This is a genomic window from Nocardia sp. NPDC127579 (genome assembly GCF_042672005.1).
Lineage (GTDB): Bacteria > Actinomycetota > Actinomycetes > Mycobacteriales > Mycobacteriaceae > Nocardia.
Genome location: NZ_JBHXVZ010000008.1, coordinates 267,215 through 285,779, shown reverse-complemented (window position 1 = coordinate 285,779; position 18,565 = coordinate 267,215). Strand labels below are relative to the sequence as shown.

The 18,565-nt window shown below is 69.1% G+C and carries 21 protein-coding genes; 11 read left to right on the top strand and 10 right to left on the bottom strand.

The features are described 5' to 3' along the window. Window positions 1–14: 14 nt before the first annotated feature. Window positions 15–914: a 4-hydroxy-tetrahydrodipicolinate synthase gene (gene dapA / locus ACFVMC_RS26420; RefSeq protein ID WP_379214550.1), complete on the bottom strand. Its 900-nt coding sequence runs from the start codon at window positions 912–914 to the stop codon at window positions 15–17. 70 nt (window positions 915–984) lie between these two features. On the opposite strand from dapA, the gene ACFVMC_RS26415 reads away from it, so the two are divergent. Continuing rightward, window positions 985–1,950 carry a LysR substrate-binding domain-containing protein gene (locus ACFVMC_RS26415; RefSeq protein WP_379214548.1) on the top strand — a complete coding sequence of 322 codons (966 nt, stop codon included), beginning with the start codon at window positions 985–987 and terminating at the stop codon, window positions 1,948–1,950. Window positions 1,951–1,953: 3 nt separating this feature from the next. Here the strand turns inward: ACFVMC_RS26415 and ACFVMC_RS26410 are convergent, their stop codons facing one another. Next, window positions 1,954–2,139: a hypothetical protein gene (locus tag ACFVMC_RS26410; RefSeq protein WP_379214546.1), complete on the bottom strand. Its 186-nt coding sequence runs from the start codon at window positions 2,137–2,139 to the stop codon at window positions 1,954–1,956. A gap of 154 nt (window positions 2,140–2,293) precedes the next feature. Then, window positions 2,294–2,590: a hypothetical protein gene (locus tag ACFVMC_RS26405; RefSeq protein WP_379214544.1), complete on the bottom strand. Its 297-nt coding sequence runs from the start codon at window positions 2,588–2,590 to the stop codon at window positions 2,294–2,296. 240 nt (window positions 2,591–2,830) lie between these two features. On the opposite strand from ACFVMC_RS26405, the gene ACFVMC_RS26400 reads away from it, so the two are divergent. Both ACFVMC_RS26400 and ACFVMC_RS26395 read left to right on the top strand, forming a co-directional pair. Further along, complete coding sequence (locus tag ACFVMC_RS26400) at window positions 2,831–4,072, top strand: PucR family transcriptional regulator (RefSeq protein WP_379214542.1); 1,242 nt, start codon at window positions 2,831–2,833, stop codon at window positions 4,070–4,072. Window positions 4,073–4,169: 97 nt separating this feature from the next. After that, window positions 4,170–5,087 carry a TIGR03564 family F420-dependent LLM class oxidoreductase gene (locus ACFVMC_RS26395; protein ID WP_379214540.1) on the top strand — a complete coding sequence of 306 codons (918 nt, stop codon included), beginning with the start codon at window positions 4,170–4,172 and terminating at the stop codon, window positions 5,085–5,087. Window positions 5,088–5,091: 4 nt separating this feature from the next. Here ACFVMC_RS26395 and ACFVMC_RS26390 read toward each other — a convergent pair whose 3' ends face one another. Beyond that, window positions 5,092–5,502, bottom strand: coding sequence for a MerR family transcriptional regulator (locus ACFVMC_RS26390; RefSeq protein ID WP_379214538.1), 411 nt, complete (start codon window positions 5,500–5,502; stop codon window positions 5,092–5,094). Between the two features lie 47 nt (window positions 5,503–5,549). Between ACFVMC_RS26390 and ACFVMC_RS26385 the strand changes: the two genes are divergently transcribed. Beyond that, window positions 5,550–6,341, top strand: coding sequence for an MBL fold metallo-hydrolase (locus tag ACFVMC_RS26385; protein WP_379214537.1), 792 nt, complete (start codon window positions 5,550–5,552; stop codon window positions 6,339–6,341). A 61-nt stretch (window positions 6,342–6,402) separates the two neighbouring features. Here ACFVMC_RS26385 and ACFVMC_RS26380 read toward each other — a convergent pair whose 3' ends face one another. Next, a complete protein-coding gene (locus ACFVMC_RS26380) occupies window positions 6,403–7,194 on the bottom strand; it encodes an MBL fold metallo-hydrolase (RefSeq protein WP_379214535.1) in 792 nt (263 codons plus the stop codon). A 106-nt stretch (window positions 7,195–7,300) separates the two neighbouring features. Here ACFVMC_RS26380 and ACFVMC_RS26375 point away from each other — a divergent pair, with 106 nt between their 5' ends. Together ACFVMC_RS26375 and ACFVMC_RS26370 are read left to right on the top strand one after the other, a co-directional pair. Then, window positions 7,301–7,993, top strand: coding sequence for an SGNH/GDSL hydrolase family protein (locus ACFVMC_RS26375; protein ID WP_379214533.1), 693 nt, complete (start codon window positions 7,301–7,303; stop codon window positions 7,991–7,993). 14 nt (window positions 7,994–8,007) lie between these two features. Next, entirely contained in the window at window positions 8,008–8,619 is a 612-nt protein-coding gene (locus ACFVMC_RS26370; RefSeq protein ID WP_379214531.1) for a TetR/AcrR family transcriptional regulator, read from the top strand. 11 nt (window positions 8,620–8,630) lie between these two features. Here the strand turns inward: ACFVMC_RS26370 and ACFVMC_RS26365 are convergent, their stop codons facing one another. Together ACFVMC_RS26365 and ACFVMC_RS26360 are read right to left on the bottom strand one after the other, a co-directional pair. After that, window positions 8,631–9,668, bottom strand: coding sequence for a DUF6745 domain-containing protein (locus ACFVMC_RS26365; protein WP_379214529.1), 1,038 nt, complete (start codon window positions 9,666–9,668; stop codon window positions 8,631–8,633). 59 nt (window positions 9,669–9,727) lie between these two features. After that, window positions 9,728–10,054: a hypothetical protein gene (locus ACFVMC_RS26360; RefSeq protein WP_379214528.1), complete on the bottom strand. Its 327-nt coding sequence runs from the start codon at window positions 10,052–10,054 to the stop codon at window positions 9,728–9,730. A gap of 161 nt (window positions 10,055–10,215) precedes the next feature. On the opposite strand from ACFVMC_RS26360, the gene ACFVMC_RS26355 reads away from it, so the two are divergent. The 5 genes from ACFVMC_RS26355 to ACFVMC_RS26335 all read left to right on the top strand — a co-directional run bounded on the left by ACFVMC_RS26355 (window position 10,216) and on the right by ACFVMC_RS26335 (window position 15,340). Further along, window positions 10,216–11,163, top strand: a complete 948-nt coding sequence (locus tag ACFVMC_RS26355; protein ID WP_379214526.1) for an STM4015 family protein — start codon at window positions 10,216–10,218, stop codon at window positions 11,161–11,163. Continuing rightward, window positions 11,160–12,266, top strand: coding sequence for an STM4014 family protein (locus ACFVMC_RS26350; protein WP_379214525.1), 1,107 nt, complete (start codon window positions 11,160–11,162; stop codon window positions 12,264–12,266). Before ACFVMC_RS26355 ends, ACFVMC_RS26350 begins: the two co-directional genes overlap by 4 nt. Further along, window positions 12,259–13,080, top strand: coding sequence for an STM4013/SEN3800 family hydrolase (locus tag ACFVMC_RS26345; RefSeq protein WP_379214524.1), 822 nt, complete (start codon window positions 12,259–12,261; stop codon window positions 13,078–13,080). The genes ACFVMC_RS26350 and ACFVMC_RS26345 overlap by 8 nt, the downstream gene beginning before the upstream one ends. Next, on the top strand, window positions 13,077–14,402 hold the full coding sequence (locus ACFVMC_RS26340) for an STM4012 family radical SAM protein (RefSeq protein WP_379214522.1): 1,326 nt from the start codon (window positions 13,077–13,079) through the stop codon (window positions 14,400–14,402). The genes ACFVMC_RS26345 and ACFVMC_RS26340 overlap by 4 nt, the downstream gene beginning before the upstream one ends. Window positions 14,403–14,464: 62 nt before the next feature. After that, window positions 14,465–15,340, top strand: coding sequence for an STM4011 family radical SAM protein (locus ACFVMC_RS26335; RefSeq protein WP_379214520.1), 876 nt, complete (start codon window positions 14,465–14,467; stop codon window positions 15,338–15,340). Window positions 15,341–15,354: 14 nt separating this feature from the next. Here the strand turns inward: ACFVMC_RS26335 and ACFVMC_RS26330 are convergent, their stop codons facing one another. Genes ACFVMC_RS26330 through galT form a run of 3 tightly spaced genes read right to left on the bottom strand, consistent with a single transcriptional unit; the run spans window position 15,355 to window position 18,490 of the window. Further along, window positions 15,355–16,281, bottom strand: a complete 927-nt coding sequence (locus ACFVMC_RS26330; protein ID WP_379214518.1) for an aldose 1-epimerase family protein — start codon at window positions 16,279–16,281, stop codon at window positions 15,355–15,357. Beyond that, window positions 16,278–17,417 carry a galactokinase gene (galK, locus tag ACFVMC_RS26325; protein WP_379214734.1) on the bottom strand — a complete coding sequence of 380 codons (1,140 nt, stop codon included), beginning with the start codon at window positions 17,415–17,417 and terminating at the stop codon, window positions 16,278–16,280. The genes ACFVMC_RS26330 and galK overlap by 4 nt, the downstream gene beginning before the upstream one ends. Window positions 17,418–17,422: 5 nt before the next feature. Beyond that, window positions 17,423–18,490 (bottom strand): galactose-1-phosphate uridylyltransferase, encoded by a 1,068-nt coding sequence (gene galT, locus ACFVMC_RS26320; RefSeq protein ID WP_379214732.1) that lies wholly within the window; start codon window positions 18,488–18,490, stop codon window positions 17,423–17,425. Between the last annotated feature and the right edge of the window lie 75 nt (window positions 18,491–18,565).

Genomic DNA, 18,565 nt, shown 5'->3' with positions numbered 1-18,565 from the left:
GTGCAGGCTGCTGGTCAGCGTGGCGAAACCGGTGATGCCGCTATCTGGGCGAGGAGCTCGAGCGCGGTCTCGGTGACGGTGTCGTCGGCGGGAAGTAGGGGCAGGCGGACCGCCGCGGTGGGAATGTGGCCCTGGACGGCCAGGACAGCTTTGACGACGGTGGGGTTCGGCTCGGCGAACAGTGCGGCGGACAGGGGAGCGAGCCGGTTCGCCAGGGTCCGGGCCGTAGTCGATGTGCCTGTGTGCCAAGCGGATACGAGTGCTGCGTAGCGGTCGGTGGCGATGTTCGCGCAGGCGAGGATGCCGCCGGAGGCGCCGAGGGCGAGCATCGGGGCCGCGAACAGGTCATCTCCGGTCAGCACGTCGGTCCCGGGCGCGAGCGTGCTCATGAAGGCGATGGTGGTGTCGTCGATACCGCCGACCGCGTGTTTGAAGCCGGCGATATTCGGGATCCGGGCGAGTGCGCGCAGGGTGTCCGCGCCGAGCGGGCGACCGGTGCGGTGCGGGACGTTGTAGACGAGCAGCGGGACCGGACTCGCGGCGGCGAGTTCCCGGAAGTGGGCGATCACACCGGCCTCGGATGGGCGGGTGTAATAGGGGACCACCGCCAGCACGCCCGCGGCCGGAATCTTCAGGCCCGCAAGGTAATCAGCCGATGCCGCGGTCGAGTTCGAGCCCGCGCCGGCGATCAGCGGCGCGGCGCGTTCGGTGCAGACGGCGGCGCAGATCTCGAGCACCGTCTGCCGCTCCTCCACCGTCAAGGTGGCGGCCTCGGCTGTGGTGCCGAGCGCGACGAGTCCGGTCGCGCCGTTGTCGAGTGCGGTGTGGGCCAACGCTTCCAGCGCATCGGTGGCGAGGTCGCCGGTGGCGGTGAACGGGGTGACGAGCGGGACGAACAGGCCGGTGAATGTCATGTGCCCAGCCTGGCCGCCGCAATACATCAGGTCCAGTTCATATTTCTACCGATGAGATTAAGCTGAGCTGATGCTCGATGTTCGAAGGCTGCGCTTGCTGCGCGAACTGGCCCACCGCAAGACCATCGCCGCCGTCGCCGCGGCGCTGTCGTACACGCCGTCCGCGGTCTCCCAGCAGCTCACCGCGCTGGAACGGGAAACCGGTGTGGTCCTGCTGGAGCGCAGCGGCCGCCGCGTCGAATTGACGCCTGCCGCGCGAACTCTCGTCGAACACGCCGAGATCGTCTTCGCCGCGCTGGCACGCGCCGAAGCCGACCTGGCCGCTGGTCGCACCGAACTGGCCGGCCAGCTGCGGATCGGAGCGTTCCCCTCGGCGGTGCCGAGGATCGTCTCGCCCGCGCTGGTGGCGCTGAGCCGCGAGCATCCGAAACTCGAGCTGATGGTCGCCGAGGCGGACCCGGCGACCGTCCCGCAGGCCCTGCGCGCGGAAACCCTGGATGTCGCACTGGTGCAGGAATACGACTATGTCCCGGCCGCTTGCGACCCCGCTCTGGACAGCGAGCCGCTGCTCGAGGAAACCGTCTATCTCGCAGCCACCACCTCCGGTGGGCTGGCCGCCCGCGACGATGCCGCCTGGATCGCGGGTACCCCCGGCACGCTGTGCCACACCGTGACGATTCGTGCCTGCGAGGCAGCCGGTTTCACTCCGCGTATCCGCCACCACGCCGATGATTTCGGGACCGTGCTGGCATTGGTCGCCGCCGGGCAAGGGGTGGCGCTGGTGCCCGAACTCGGCGCCACGGCCGCGCCGGCGGGAGTCGTGTTCACCGCCCTGCCCGCCCGCCGCCGCACCTCCATCGCCTATCGGCGCGGCACCGGGGCGGCACCGGCGGTCGTCGCCGTCTGCGCGGCACTGCGTGCCGCCCTCGGCGACGGACCTCCGCTACGCACACGTGGCGGTGACGCGAATTCGACGCACGAAATGTGCGTGGACAAGGGGATGTTCGCGTCACCGCCACGGGTGTATTTCGAGTGAAGACTAGAGGCAGAAAGTCACGCTGCCCGGCCCCAGCGGCAGGGGCAGGCACAATTCCACCGAGCCGGAGCTCGAACCCGAAACCTGGGTCGCCGTGGGGGTGTCCGCGCCGGCAGTACCGGCGGTCAGGGCAATGGTGGACAGGGCGAGGGCGGCAACCGCGAATGGGCGAATGGTCTTCGATTGCATACGAATATCCTTGGTTGTGAATGTGATTCGTCCCAGGGGCGGGACATCTCGATCAGATCACGACGCAGCGTCGATCGACCCTCGGCGACGCGAATTTTTGATTCTGCGAAAGCGATTTCACAAACCTGTTGTGGAAATGTCCATACGCTAGCGATCAGCTATAAGCGCGCGAAACCATCGCGATGAGCTCGCCGAGGACGGCATCGGGTCCGGCCTCGATCAGCTCGGCGTCCGAGGCGAGGTCGCCCCACGCCGACAAGACGCTCGCGGTCACCGTCGCGTGCACGGTCTCGATCGGAATGCCGTGCTGAGCACAGCGGATGGCGGCGTACTCGAAGCGGTCGAGAGTGAGGGCGCCGGAGGCCTCGGCGGCGTCGAGAATCGCCAGCGCGCCGTGGATCCCGGCTTTGAGAAGGCGGTCCGCGTCGCTGTCTCGGGGGTTCCCCTGCATGACTCTCCTCCGCGGCCTGGGGGCAGGTCGTCGACGATACGCGCGGGGCGGTGCGGCGACGTGTCCAGCGGCCCGCTTTCGGCGCGAGCACTGGAATCGGCCGTGCGATCTGTGGATTATCACAGCGTCGTGATCTGTCGTGTTCGATAATCCCCAGAACTATGGCACTCGGTGCCACCGTCGGCTAACCCGCGTTACCGTGATGTGCTCGCAGCGCTGCGGGGATGGAAAGGAGTCACTATGACCATCGCCAGTACAGCCCCTCCGACCCTGATCGTCTCGGGTCAGCCCTTCACCTCACCACTGAAAGATGTTCGTTCGCTATCGCGCACGATGGTAGGGCATTTCGTCGAGAACGTCATTCCCTGCGGGACGCTTCCCGGTGAAGCGCTGAACGGGGATATCACCAGGATCACGCGGACCTGCCTGGAACTCACCGTGAGCATGCTCGACGGTGCCGATGGCCCCGACAGCACCCAGAAATTGCAGATCGCCGCCGAAGCCTGGGCCCGGGAGGGCATCCCGATCGACACCATCCACCACGCGGTGCACGAGGGATTCAAGCTCGGCTTCGACCTGATCCTCGCCGAAGCGACCGCCGCGGATTTCGACAGCATCAAGACGGGCAGCCGACGGCTGTTCGAAGTCCTCGACACCATCACCGGCACGGTGTCGCGCGCCTATTTCAAAGAGTTGCGGGCCGTGGTCAGCGACCATCACACCGCCAAGCACACGCTCACCTCCGCACTGCTCAGCGGGCAGTCGACCTCCACCATGGCCCGCGAGTGCGGAATCGAGATCGCGGAGTCCTACTGGGTACTCGCCCTGGCGATTCCGGTGCACCCCGAGGAACGCAACGAGCGGGTCGACGCGAAAGTCGTGGCCCGGCGCAAACTCCGGCGGCTACAGGCCGAGCTGGCGCGAACCTGCGGGGGCAAAGCGCTGTCGCTGCTCAGTGTCGACGGCGGCACGATCCTGCTGCCCGCGACCCTGCTCGGTGACGAGGACCTGGACGCACTGATCCACAACCTGTCCCGGGCGGCTCAGGTGCCCATCACGGCTACCGTGGTCACCGTGCCCACCGCCGGGGTGCCCGGCGCGGCCGATCAGGTGCACGAACTGCTCGATATGGTGCAGCGGCTGCGGTACCGGGGCGGACTCTACCGATTCGACCAACTGGCCATGGAATACCAGCTGACCCGGCCGGGGCCCGGAATCGATTGGCTGCGCACGATTCTGGCGCCGCTCGACGACTATCCGGAACTGCTCGAAACGCTCCAGCGGCATTTCAGCCACGACCTGACCCGGCGGCGCACCGCCGAATCGCTGCACGTGCACGCCAATACCGTCGACTACCGGCTCAAGAAGATCAGTCAGCTCACCGGATTCGATCCGACCACGGTTTCGGGAATCTGGCATCTGCGCGCCGCGCTGATCGCTCGCGACTATCAGCAACTGGACAGTGCGCGCGAAGCCGGGTGAAACACACGAAGTCTCGGATTTCGAAAAGCGTTGAAATCAATACGAGTTCAATGCGCCGTCGCGGAACAGGCCGGTTCGGAAAGGCGTTTCCGATGGTATGACCATCGGAGTGGCTCTCGCCCAAACGAATTCCGGCAACTACGTCGACGACTCGGTGCGCCAAGCGCGTTCCGCCGCCGAGCACGGACTGCGCTCGGTGTGGTTCGGACAGCGGATGGACTACGACTCGCCGACGCTGGCAGCCGTAGTCGGCCGTGCGGTGCCCCAACTCCAGGTCGGCACCTCCGCGATTCCGGTGCTCGGCCGGCACCCACTGCTCGTGTCCGCGTTGGCGCAGACCGCGCAGGCCGCGACGCACGGCCGCTATCACCTCGGACTGGCACTCGGATCCGACCTGGTGGCAGGCGCATTCGGCGTGCCCTTCGATCGGCCGATCACCCGGCTGCGCGAGTTCCTGATCGGGCTGCGCGAGCTCCTCGACACCGGGACGGCCGACTTCCGGGGCGATCTGTACACCGTCACCCCGCCGCTGCCCACCGCCTTGCCGGGCGCGCAACCGCGGACCCCGGTGCTGGTGGCCGCCATGGGACCGCAGGCGCTGCGGGTCACCGGTGAGTTCGCCGACGGCACCCTGCCCTACCTGGCCGGGCCGAAAACCCTGTCCGAGCACATCGTCCCGGCGATCACTCGGGCCGCCGCGACGGCGCCCAGGGTGGTGGCGTTCGTGCCGGGCGTGGTGACCGCCGATGTCGAGAATGTGCGCGCGCGGGCGGTCGAACAGTTGGCGTTCTACGAGCAGGTGCCGTCCTATCGGCGGGTCATCGAGCTCGAAGGAGCGCGGCGGGCCGCCGAGCTGGCGGTGATCGGGGATGAGGAAACCGTCGCCGCGGCGGTCGGGAGGTACTACGACGCCGGGGCCACCGAGGTCGTGTTCACCACCACCGATCTGGCGGGTGCCGACGACCAGCAGCGCACCTGGAAGCTGCTCGGAGAGCTCGCCGCCCAGCGGAATTGACCGGTCAGGGTGTGCAGCACGCGTCGGTGGCGTGCGCGTCCGGGGTGGCCAGGGTGCGTTTGAATTCGGGGCAGTCGACCAGGCGGGCGTGCGTGCAGACGGTGGCATGGTGCAGGCCGTCGCGCATGCGGGTCAGGCGGGCGATGTCCGCCTCGACCTCGCGGGCCTTGTCGGCGAGCTGGGCTCGCAGCTCGGTGTCGTCGGGGGTGGCCGCCAGGAAGCGCTGGATCTCGGCGATGGTGAAACCGGCGCGACGGGCGCAATTGATCAGGGTGAGGCGGGGGAGGACCTCGGGAGCGTAGGTGCGGCGCAGGCCGTTTCGCCCGGTGGAACTGATCAGGCCCTGCTGCTCGTAGTAGCGCAGGGCGGAGGCGGCCAGGCCGGACCGGCCGGCGACTTCGGCGATATCGAGCACGATGACTCCTTGACTTGAAGCGCGCTTCAAGTCAGAGACTAACGGACATGAAGATTCATCACCTCAACTGCGGATCCATGGCCACCATCGAGGGGACGTACCCGGGCGCGGGCGCGGCACCCACGGTGAACCACTGCCTGCTGGTCGAAACCGACGACGACCTGGTCCTCGTCGACACCGGGCTCGGGCTGGCCAATGTCCGCGATCCCGAGGGCACGCTGGAAGCCGACTGGGTGCGCTTCGCGCAGCCGGTACTCGACGAGGCCGAGACCGCCGTGCGGCAGATCGAGCGGCTCGGCTATTCGGCCGGCGACATCGGGCACATTCTGCTCACCCACCTCGATGTCGACCACTCCGGCGGCCTGCCCGATTTCCCCGACGCCGCCGTGCACGTCCATGCGGCCGAACTCGAGGTGGCGCTCGCGGAAGCGGCGGCGGCACGGTACCGCCCCGCCGACTGGGCACACGGCCCGCGCTGGGTCACCTACGAGCCGCGACCGGGCACGGACTGGTTCGGTTTCACCGCCGCCGTCCCCGAGGGGCTCGGCCCCGACTTCCGCCTCGTCCCCCTCCGCGGCCACACGCCGGGCCATCTGGGAGTCGCTGTGCGACAGGATGATCGATGGTTGCTGCACTGCGGCGACGCCTACTACTACCACCGCGAACTCCAACTCCCGCCCGAACCCCACCCGATTCTCGACGTCCTCCAGCAGACCGCTGAATTCGACCGCGACCTTCGCCTCGGCACCCAGGCCCGCCTGCGCGAACTCGGCGCCACCCACCCGGAGATCACGCTGTTCAACGCGCATGATCCGTGGCATCTGGCCGCGATGGGCTGAGCCGCGCGGTGGCCGTACTCGCGCTGTGCGATGACATGCGCCGCGTTCGGGCCGGTGCTGCTCAGCGGTCGGCGGTGGCTCGGGCGTGTTCGAACATGACCGGGTCGTGGGCGGAGATGAGAAGCAGGTCGGGGTCGGCTCGGCGGTAGAGCTCGGCCAGGCGGGAGTGGTTGTCGCGCACCTGCCTCCGGTTCACCGTGAGCATGCTCTCCATGGCCTTGACCACCATGGGAACCGGGGTTGCGCCGTCGACGGTTCCGCGGTGCAGGAAGGCGTCGCCGCAATGCAGGATCCAGCGGTGGCCGGCGTCGACGGCGACGGCGGCGTGGCCGCGGGTGTGGCCCGGCATGGCGATCAGCACCAGGCCGGGGGAGATCTCGGTGAGTTCCTGGGCGGCGGCGAAGCCGCGCCACGGTTCACCGGATGGCGTGTGCTGCACGAACTTCGGCCCATGGGACCACTGCGGGGTGCGGAAACGCGGGCGTTCACGCCAGGTCGGTGCGGTGACCGCGCCGCGCAGTTCCGCCGCCGTGAGATGTACCCGGGCGTCCGGGAAATCGGCGAGGCCGCCCGCGTGGTCGGAATCCAGGTGGGTCATGACGATGTGGCGGACGTCGTCGCGGCGAAAACCCAGGTGCTCCACCTGTTTCGCGGCGGTCACCGCCGGGTCGCACGACGGGCGGTTGAAGCGGCGGGCCGGGCCGAGCCGACCGGCCGGATCGACGGCGTCGCGCAGACCGTGTCCGGTGTCGACCAGAACGAGGCCGCTGTCGGTCTCGATCAGCAGCACGTGACAGATCAGATCGATGGTCGGCAGGCGCATGCTGCCGCAGTTCAGGTGGTGCACCTTCATGCGCGGGGTCCTCCCCGATCGGCTTGCGTATCAAGGTAATCGACGCCCTCGGGGAGTGGCGGCGCGGCCTTGCGAAAAGTGTGCGGCCGGTCGTATGTTTACTTTCATGACTGCGACACTGCCACCCCTGACCGAAGCGAACGATCCGCTGTGCCTGACGCCGACGCAGGCCGCGGCACTGCTCTTCGACGCGCCCTGGCGGCGTTTCGGAGTGATCGGCGACAGCCTGTCGCTCGGAACCGGTGACCCCGCACCGGGATACGGACACCTGGGCTGGAGCGCGCGGTTCGAGGCGATACTGCGGCAGATTCGTCCGGATCTGGCCGCGCTGAACACCGCGCGGGTGGGCGCGCGGACGCCCGAGGTGCTGGCCGGGCAATTCGATCGGATGCGGGCGTTCGAACCCGATCTGCTGCATCTGAATTCGGGGGCCAACGACATCGTCCGGCGTGATCCCGACTTCGACGAGATCGAAGCGGATCTGCGCCGGATGTACGAGATGGGCGTGCGGACCGGCGCGCGGCTCACGGTGTTCACGCTCGGGCGGGCGTATGTCGTTCCGGTGTTCGCGGATTGGCATGACCGGCTCCGGCGGCTCAACGACATCACGCGCCGCCTGGCCGGCCGGTACGACGCCGTCCTGACCGACTTCTGGGACCACGAGTTCAACGATCGGCCGGATCTGCTCAGTGCCGACCGGATTCACTTCGCGACGTCCGGGCAGGCGGTGATCGCCAGCGAGTACGTCAAGCAGCTCGCGCATCGGCTCGGATCGGTCCGCGGCGCTCCCTCGGTCTGAGTACGATCGACCGCATGCAAGACGCGGCGGGCTCGGAGATCACGGACAAACGCCTGCTGCGCGGTGCGAAGACCCGGCAGGTGGTGTTGCGCCGCGCGGTCGATCTCGCCTCCCTGGAAGGGCTCGGCGGCCTGAGTTTCGGGCGGCTGGCCACCGATACCGGGCTGAGCAAAGCCGGCATCCAGACCCTGTTCCGCACCAAGGAAGCACTACAACTGGCAACCATCGACGCGGCCCGGCGGCTGTTCGTCGATGCTGTCATCCGCCCGGCGCAATCGAAACCGGCCGGCCTGCAACGCTTTCAGGCGCTGATGGACAACTGGATCGACTACGCCGAAACCCCGCTGTTCGCCGGCGGCTGCTTCTGGACCGCCACCCTTGCCGAATTCGACAGTATCCCGGGCCCCGTTCGCGACGCCCTGGTCGCCGACAAGGCCGAATGGGTCACCACCCTGGCCGCAGACCTCCAGCAGGCCACCGCCACCGGCGAGGTCAAACCCCTCGACCCGGCGCTCGTCGCCTTCCAGACCGACGCCGTCCTCAGCTCCGCCAACTCCGCCCTCCGCTACGGCGACCCCACCGCGCTCCCCAAACTCCGCCGCAGCCTCACCACCTTCCTCACCTGAGCCGTGGCGGGTCAGGTCTGCTGGAGCGGGGAGTAGGTGGATTCCTCGAGGCCGAAGGTCCAGGCGACACCCTCTTTCGCGGTACGCGTGACCGGGGGGACCCGGAGCCAGTAGGTGCGGAAGGTGCCGTCCGGCTCGGCGGTGGAGTTGACGACCTCGACCATGACGACATCCTCGTCGTCGGGGAGGGGGATGCGCCAGAGAATGCCGGTCTCGTCGCGGTGCACGGGCTCGGCGGCGGACTCGGTGAGATAGCGGTCGTAGCCGAAGTATTCGAGCATGACGCGGCGGAGTTCGGCGTTCTCCTCGTCGCGGATGCGCTGCGGTGTGAGTTCGCTCAGTTCCGCGAGGAAAGTGGCCGGGACGGGCATACCGCCCCAGGCGTACAGCGCGAAACCATCCGGGAAGACGACGGCGGGGCCCGCGCCGCTGTGCAGGCGGCCCGCCTCGTCACGCTCCAGGAGCAGCGGGCGTTCACACAGGACGACGGCGTGCTCGAACGGCCACCACCAGCCCGCACTCCGCGCGACCTGGGCCAGGCCGGCCAACGCCTCGGCCCCGTCGAAAGCCGCCAGCCAGGGAGCATCGTGCTGGCCGAGCACCGCGCCGAGCAGTACACCGCGGATCTCGCGTTCGGCCGCCGCGCGCGCCCGGCGGGCGTCACCATCGATTTCGCCGCCGGACGGGCCGAGAATGTCCTCGACCACACCGGTGCGGATCCGTTCGGCGAGCGAGCGTGTCGTATCCCAGAGCTCGCCGCCGGTCGCCTGCCACCACTCGTTCCAGCCGTCCGCGCCGAGCTCGGTGAAGCGCCGCTGCCGCTGCGCCGCCCACGGCTGGGTGCGCACCGCCTCGCGCACACTCGCGCCCGCATCGTCGAGACCCCGCACCACGGCGACCCCGGCCGCCGGTGAATCGGCCCAGATGATCCGTGCGGGCTCGGCCAATCCGGCCGCGGCGTACGCCTGCCGGACCCCGGCCTCCGCCGCCGCTCGATCCGCCCACCCGACGGCGGCCGCGACGCCGCGCCAAATATCTGTCGTTTGCATGAGATTCCGCTCTGTGTTCGGTGCTGAAGTGGTCATCGGTGTTCGGCCGGCGTCGCGACTCAATCGGCGATCAGCCGGATCGCGCCCGGGGTGTACTCGCGTTGGCGGATGACGCGGTACCAGCCCTTGGGGAGGGGGATGGGTGCGTGTTCCTCGTGCCGGAGGCGGCCACCTTCGGGGAGGTGGAGGAGCTTGGGGGCGGTGGGTGCGCCGGTGCGGATCAGGCGGCCGGGTGCGGTGAGCGCGTGCGCGTGGCCGGTGACCTCGCCCAGGGCCAGGACCATGCGGCCCCGGGTATCGCGTGGTTCGCCCGCGGCGTCGCGCAGGCGCTCGGGCACGGACTCCTCGGTGATCGGCATGATCAGAACATCACCCTGACGGAACATGGCTCACTCCCTCCGAGCCGACGCCCCGTGCGCCGGCTCCCAACACTCAAAGTAGCGGCGGGGTACGACAATTCGCGGCGGCCATGCGGCTGTCGGAGGGGCCTGGTAGAACTTGCTGGCACATCGGACCGACCACAGTAGTCATGAGGGGGAGCCGCGACATGGCCTTTTCCGAACACTTCGAGGAATTCCACGGGCTGCCCGTGTTCGAGTTCCCCGACGCCGAGACCACCGTCGAACTACCCGCGCCCGCCACGGTGGCGTGGCGCCTCGCCATCGAGCCGTGGGACAGCAAACACACCTGGCCGGAGACCTTCGAGCGTTTCCTCGCCACGGTCGAGTCCGCGCAGGTGCGGGCGATCGTCGTCGGCGCCTGGGGCGAGTCCGACGAGGATTCGGCCCCGGTGGTCGCGGCGCTGGTCGAGGCCGCGGATCGGCTGCCCGCGCTGCGCGCGTTGTTCGTCGGTGACATCACCTACGACGAGAACGAGTGCTCGTGGATCCACCAGTCCGATCTGACACCGCTGTTCGGCGCGTTCCCGGACCTCGAGGAGTTCGGGTTCCGCGGCGGCGAGCAGATGGAGTTCACCGCCGTCGAGCACACCGCGCTGCGATCGCTGTCGGTGCAGACCGGCGGCCTGGACGCGGAGGTGGTGCGCGGCATCGCCGCCAGTCGACTGCCTGCCCTGGAGCGGCTGGATCTGTGGCTGGGTACCTCGCAATACGGCGCGACGGCCGAGATCGCCGACCTGGAGCCTTTCCTCTCCGGCACCACCTTCCCGGCATTGCGGCATCTCGGCCTGCGCAACAGCGATATGCAGGACCAGATCGCGGTGGCCGTATCGTCCGCGCCGGTGGTGGCCCGCCTCACCACGCTGGATCTGTCCATGGGCACGCTCGGCGACGAGGGTGCGGCCGCGCTGCTGGAGGGCCAGCCGCTCACCCACCTGAAAACCCTCGACCTGCACCACCATTTCGTCAGTTCCACACTGCGGGAACGGCTCACGGCAGCCCTGCGACCGTACGACGTGGAGGTGATCCTCACCGACGACGAGGAAGCCGAGTTCGACGACGACCGGGAGTGGCGTTACGTCGCGGTCGGGGAGTGAACGCACTCGCCGTCGTCGGCATCCCGAACAACCGCCGCGTCACCGGATTCCAGGACGCCGTGCGCCGTGCGGGTCTCGCCCCGGCACGCGTGGTGTCCTGGCTCGATGTGCTCGAGGGCCGCGCCGAGTTCCACCCCGGTGAACTGGTGCGCCTGGATTCTCCCGGGGAAGACGCGCAGGTCGACCGCTTACTCCGCGACACCACCGATCCGACCCGGGTGGAGGGCTCGGCGCTCTGGTATCGCCGTTTCCTGGCAGCGGCCCGCAGCCTGCGTTCGGCACGTGGGGTGGATGCAGGCTCGTGGTCCGAGCCGCGCCTGCTGGACGACCCGGAGGACCTGGCGGTCCTCTTCGACAAGCGCCTGTGTCACGGTGTGCTGACGAATGCCGATGTCCCCGTGCCGATCTCGCCGACCTCGGGTCCGGGCGCGCCCGTGATCGGGGGCTGGGACGATGTGCGCGCCGCCGGGCTGTCCCGCGTGTTCGTCAAACTCGCGCACGGCTCGTCGGCGTCCGGAGTGCTGGCCATCGCGATGGCCGGCGGCGGGCGGGTCCGGGCGACCACGTCGGTGCGCCGTGCGGGCGACGGGGGTCTGTTCAATTCGCTGCGTGTCGCCACCTACAGCACCGAGTCGGAGGTGGCCGCGCTGGTCGACGCGCTCGCGCCGGATGGTCTGCATCTGGAGCGCTGGCTGCCGAAGGCGTCTCTGCACGGCCGCACCGCCGATCTGCGGGTCGTGGTGGTGGACGGGCGCGCCACCCACGCGGTGGCGCGGACCAGCCGCTGGCCGATGACCAATCTGCATCTGGGCGGTGCCCGCGGCGATCTCGGGGTGGCGCGGGCGATCATGGGCGACGGCTGGTCGCGGGCGGTCGAGATCTGTGAGCGGGCGGCCGCGTGTTTTCCGGGGTTCTCCAGGGTCGGCGTGGATCTGCTGCCCGGCCCGGGCTGGCGGCGCTTCGTGGTCGGCGAGGTCAACGCGTTCGGTGATCTGCTGCCCGGCCTGCGTGGATTCGACGGCGGCGGTGCGGAATTCCAGGACGCCTACGAGGCGCAGGTCGCGGCGATCCTGCGCCGGACCAGGAGTACGGCCGATGTCTGATCCGGACATGAACGAGGTGATCGGCCGGGATGATCTGCTGCTGGTCACGCTGGACACGCTGCGGTTCGATGTGGCCGCCGAGTTGGCGGCGGCGGGCCGGTTGCCGAACCTGGCCGCGCACCTGCCGGACGGGCAGTGGGAAAAACGCCATGCGCCGGGCAGTTTCACCTACGCGTCGCATCAGGCGATATTCGCGGGCTTTCTGCCGACCCCGGCGTCCCCGGGGCCGCATCCCCGGCTGTTCGCGGGCCGATTCGACGGCAGCGAGACCACCGCGAGCCGCACTTTCGTTTTCGATACCCCGGATCTGGTGTCCGCGCTGGCGGCCGAGGGCTATCGCACGGTGTGCCTGGGCGGCGTCGGCTTCTTCAACAAGCGCGGGCCGATGGGCTCGACCCTGCCGGGCCTGTTCCAAGAGAGCCACTGGGAGCCGGAATTCTCGGTGGCCGACCCGCATTCGTTCGAGGCGCAGGTGCGCCGCGCCGAGGAGGTGGTGGCCGGACTGCCGCCGGAACGCAAGCTGTTCCTGTTCGTGAATGTCTCCGCGCTGCACCAGCCGAACTGGTTCCACCTGCCCGGCGCCACCCGGGAAGCCGGCGATTCCCGCGAAACCCATGCCGCCGCACTGGAATACGTCGATCAGCACATCGGCCGGTTGTTCGCCGCCATGCGCAGCCGTCGCCGCTGTTTCGCGCTCGTATGTTCCGACCACGGCACCACCTACGGCGAGGACGGTTTCACCGGGCACCGGCTCGGCCACGAAGCGGTGTGGACCGTTCCCTACGCCCAGTTCTTCCTAGAGGCTCACCCATGACCATCCTGACCCGCCCGCGCCCATATCAGAGCTACGTCTACGGCTACCCGCACAAAACGGCGTACCGTCCGCTCGCCGACCGGCCGTCGCTGCGCGGCCTGTGGGAATCCGAGCCGGTCGACGCGCTGTCGCTGTACGCGCACATCCCGTTCTGCGAATACCGGTGCGGCTTCTGCAATCTGTTCACCCGCATCGGCGCGCCCGACGACCTGACCGGACGCTATCTGGACGCGCTCGACCGCCAGGCCGTGGCGGTCCGGGACGCGCTCGGCGACCGTCCGGTGCGTTTCGCTGCCGCCGCGTTCGGCGGCGGCACTCCCACCTATCTCACCGCCGACGAGTTGACCCGCCTCTGCGATATCGCCGAGCAGCGGATGGGCGCGGATCTACGCGCCGTCCCGCTCTCGGTGGAGACCTCGCCGACCACCGCGACCTCCGACCGCCTCGCGGTGCTCGCCGACCGTGGCGCGACCCGGGTGAGCATCGGCGTGCAGAGCTTCGTGGACCGTGAGGCGAAGGCGGCGGTGCGCCCGCAGCGCCGCGCCGAGGTGGAGGCCGCGCTGGCCCGGATTCGCGACGCTCGTATCCCGGTGCTCAATATCGATCTGATCTACGGCATCGACGGTCAGACCGAAAGCACTTGGCGCACTTCGCTGGACGCGGCGCTGGCCTGGCAGCCCGAGGAGCTGTATCTGTACCCGCTGTATGTACGCCCGCTGACCGGGCTGGGCAAACTCGGTGCGCATACCGAGGCCGACTGGGACGAGCAGCGCCTGCGCCTCTACCGCGCCGGCCGCGACCACCTGCTCGAACACGGCTACGAACAGACCTCCATGCGTATGTTCCGGCGCGTCGACGCGCCGGACGTGGGGCCGGACGACTATGCCTGCCAAACCGACGGCATGATCGGGCTCGGTTGCGGCGCCCGCTCCTACACCGCGGGCCTGCACTACTCCTTCGACTACGCGGTCGCTCCGCGCGAGGTCCGCGGCATCATCGACACCTACACGCGTACCACGGATTTCACTCGCGCCGAAGTCGGCCGGCGGATCGACGAGGACGAATCCCGCCGCCGCCATCTCCTACAATCCCTGCTTCAGGCCGAGGGGATGGATCTCGCCGAATACCGCACCCGCTTCGCCACCGCTCCACCCGAACACTTCGCCACCGAACTCGACGAGTTCACCGCCCTCGGCTGGCTCAGCATCGAACCGGACCGTCTCCGCCTGACCCCTGAGGGCCTGGCCTACTCCGACGCCATCGGCCCCCGCCTCTTCTCACCCGCCGTGCAGGCGTCCATGGCCGCCTACGAGCCGAAGTGAGAGAGCGGGTCACTCGCCGTGCAGGTGTGCTGGACGCACCGGGCAGTGGAGGTGTAACTGATATGCCCACAACCGATTTGACGATTCTGTATCGCGGCCCGCTGGCCTCCTGCGATTACGACTGCCCGTACTGCCCGTTCGCCAAGCGGCGCGACAGCCGCGAGCAGTTGCGGGCCGACCGCGCGGCGCTGGAGCGTTTCACCGACTGGGTGGTGGACCAGCCGCAGACCGGCGAGTTCTCGATTCTGTTCACACCCTGGGGCGAGGGTTTGGTGCGGTCGTGGTATCGGCGCGCGATGGTCGAGCTGTCGCACCTGCCGCAGGTGCGACGGGTCGCGATTCAGACCAATCTCAGCTGCCGCACGGACTGGCTGGACGATGCCGACCCGGAGACGTTGGCCCTGTGGTGCACCTATCACCCCGGCCAGACCCCCTACGAGCGCTTTCTCGGCAAGACGAAGGAGCTGGCGCACAAGGGGATTCGGTTCAGTGTCGGCGTGGTCGGCTTCCCGGAGCATCTCGAGGCCGCGCGCCGGTTGCGCGCCGATCTGCCCGATCAGGTCTACCTCTGGGTGAACGCCCCGGAGGGGCATGAACTCTCCGCGGCCGACGCGTCGGCGTGGGCCGATCTGGACCCGCTCTTCGGTTACAGCCTCCACCCGCACCGCTCGGCCGGATTACCCTGCCGCACCGGTAATTCCGTGATCTCGGTGGACGGCGACGGCACGGTCCGCCGCTGCCATTTCGTCCGCACCGAACTCGGCAACCTCTACGACGGCTCCTATCGCGCCGCCCTGCGCCCTCGCCCCTGCCCGCTCACCGTGTGCGACTGCCACATCGGCTACGTCCACCTCGAAACCTTGCCGCTCTACGATGTTTTCGCCGGCGGCGTGCTCGAGCGAATTCCGGCGGCAGGGATGCTTCCGCCCCGGCTCTGACTCTCGGGGATCGCTTACGGTCCGGGCGTGAGCCGCGCACCCCACCGGGCGGTGAAGGAGGCGCCCGGTGCGAGGGTGATCAGGCGTTCGCCGCTCTGGAAGGCGTTGGGCGGGCAGGTCATCGGCTCGGCGGCCATGCCGGTTCGTCGATGGTCGCCGGTCAGCGTGTCGGCGGTGAACAGCTGGATGATCGGATAGCTCTCGTCCACCCAGAGCTCGGCGACCTGATTGTCGGTGCCGCGCAGGCGCACCCAGGCACGCCCTTCGGCGTCGCGGGCGAGATCGGTGAAGCCGTGGTCGATCCGGGCCGAGCCGATGGGGCGTGCTGCGCGGAAGTCGAATTCCGGTGTGTCCGATACCGGTTCGGTGCCCGCCGGGAGCTGCCGGTACGGGTCGGTTCGGATCCGGGTGGCCGCGTCCAGGTGCAGTACGGCCGCGTCGAGCGGCCCGCCGCCGGGGGAGAGGTACGGGTGATGACCGCAGCCGTACGGAGCGGGTGCCGCGCCGGAGTTCCGCGCCGTCGTCGTCACGGTCAGACCGGCATCCGACAGCGCATAGTGCACAGCGATATCCAGGTGGAACGGATACTCCGGGCGCGGATACAGGGTGGTCCGCATGGTGACCTCATCCGACTCGTGCCCGGATGCCACCCACCCTCGCCAGCGCAGGAAGCCGTGGATCGCGTTGCTCTTCCCCGGTTCGGTCAGCGGAACCTGATAGTCGGCGCCGCCGAAGTGATACTTCCCGTCCCGCAGTCGATTCGGCCAGGGGATCAGCACCGCGCCGTGCGCGCCGTCGGACATCGCGTCGACGGCGTAGGGCGCGAGGACGTCGCGCCCGCCCACCCGGTACTCGCGGATGCCGCCCCCGACCTCGACGATGACCGCTTCGTGCGGGCCCGACACGATCCGGTACTGCCGACCGGACGGAGCGGAGGTCACTGGTGGTCCACCCGTCGCGCGCCCGCCGAGGGCACCGCGACGAAGGTGCGTGGTTCGGCGAATCGAGCCGCGCGGAACCGGTTCCGGATCTCGGCGACGACGCGGTCGGTGCCGCGGGCGTCGACGAGGGCGATGATGCTACCGCCGAAACCCCCGCCCACCATGCGGGCGCCGTGCGCGCCCGCATCCAGGGCGGAATCGACGGCGGTGTCGAGCTGGGCGGTGGAGACCATGAAGTCGTCGCGCAGCGAGGTGTGCGCGGCGGTGAGCACCGGCCCGATGACGCGCGGATCGGAGCCCTCACGCAGGGCCTGCACCACGGTCAGGACCCGGGCGTTCTCACTGACCACGTGTCGGGCACGGCGGCGCAGCACCGGATCGGCCAGCGCCGCGACCGCCCGGACATCGGTGACATCACGTAACCGTTCGACGCCCAATTCCGCTGCGGCGGCCTCACACTCGCGTCGCCGACGCGCGTACTCGCCGTCCACCAGAGCGTGCGGGGTATTCGTATCCACGATGAGCAGCGCCAGACCCGCGGCGGCGAGATCGAACGGCACCTGCTCGGTGTGCCCGGTGCCCGCGTCGAGGAACAGCGCGTGCCCGGCCACGCAGCGGATCGACGCGGTCTGATCGAGGGTGCCGGTGGGGGCGCCCACGTAGTCGTTCTCGGCCCGGTTCGCGATATCGATGAGTTCGGTGTCCGGCACCGGCAGCTCGAACAGGTCGCGCAGCGCGATGGCGACCGCGCACTCGAGCGCCGCCGAGGAGGACAACCCCGCGCCGATCGGCACCGATCCGTCCAATTCCAGATCGACTCCCGGAATATGATGCCCCCGGCGGTGGTACTCGTGCACCACGCCGAGCGGATACCGGGACCAGCCGGTCACGGCGGCTTGTGCCAGCTCCTGGATCGGTACCTCGATCCGCTCACCGGGGTGCTGCTGCGAGCCGACCCGCGCCAGCCCGTCGGTTCTGGGCATGGCGGTGCACCTGACCACCTGCGGCAGGGCCATGGGCAGGCAGTAGCCACCGTTGTAGTCGGTGTGCTCGCCGATGATGTTGACCCGGCCCGGGGCGGCCCAGATCCCGCCCGGCCGCATGGCCGACCCGTCCACTGTCTGCGCCTGGGACATCTGATTCACCGCACCTCCCGCAATTCGGCCGCGACCTGTTCGGGTGTGGTGTCGCTGATGAAGACGTTCATCCCCGACTCCGAACCGGCCAGGTACTTCAGTTTGTCCGCCGCACGGCGGATCGAGAAGAGTTGCAGGTGCAGCCACCAGTCCGACCGGGGCACACCGGATTTCAGGGTGGGCGCCTGATTCCAGGCGGCGACGTAGGGCATCGGAGCCGGGAAGCGCCGGGCGAACCGGCGCAGCACGTCCGGGTAGAGCTCGGCGAACGCGTCGCGCTGGGCGTCGTCGAGGTCGGGCAGGTCGGGGACCTGCCGGTGCGGATAGATCTGCACCTCGTAGGGCCAGCGGGCGAAGGGCGGCACGAACGCGGTCCATTCGGCGTTGGCGGCGACCACCCGCAGCCGGGCGGCACGTTCCGCGGCCAGGATATCGCCGAACAGATTGGCGCCGTGGGCTTTCCGGTGGTCGGCGAGCTTGCCGGTGATCTTGGCGACGCGCGGGGTGACGAACGGGTAGGCGTAGATCTGGCCGTGTGGGTGCGCGAGGGTCACGCCGATGTCCGGGCCGGAATTCTCGAAGCAGAACACCTGTCCGATGCCGTCGAGGTCGCCCAGTTCCGCGCTGCGCTCGGCCCACACGTCCATGACCAGGCGCACCCGGCCGGGCTCGAGCTGGGCGAAGGAGGAATCGTGGGCGCTGGTGAAGCACACCACCTCGCATTTGCCGAACCCGTCGCGCAGCTCCGTGCTCGGCGCGCCCTCGGCCGATGCGGGCAGTTGTTCGCGGGTCGTGGTCAAGGAGGGAAACCGATTGTCGAATACCGCCACCTGGTAGTCGGTTTCGGGAATCTCGGTGGTCCGGCCGGGCGTCGACGGGCACAGCGGGCACAGGTCCGCGGGCGGCAGGAAGGTCCGGCTCTGCCGGTGCGAGGCCACCACCACCCACTCACCGAGCAGGGGATCGAAGCGCGCCTGCGAGGTGGTGTGGGCGGCGAGCAGGTCGCGGCGGTCGGTGGCGACCCGCGCCACCGGGGTGGCGTCGTAATACCGGATCGTCCGGCCGTCGGCCAGCTCGCGTTCGGTCTTGATCACCGCCCCAGTATCGCCGACCGGCAGCAAATAATCAGCAACCTTAAGTGGAATGTC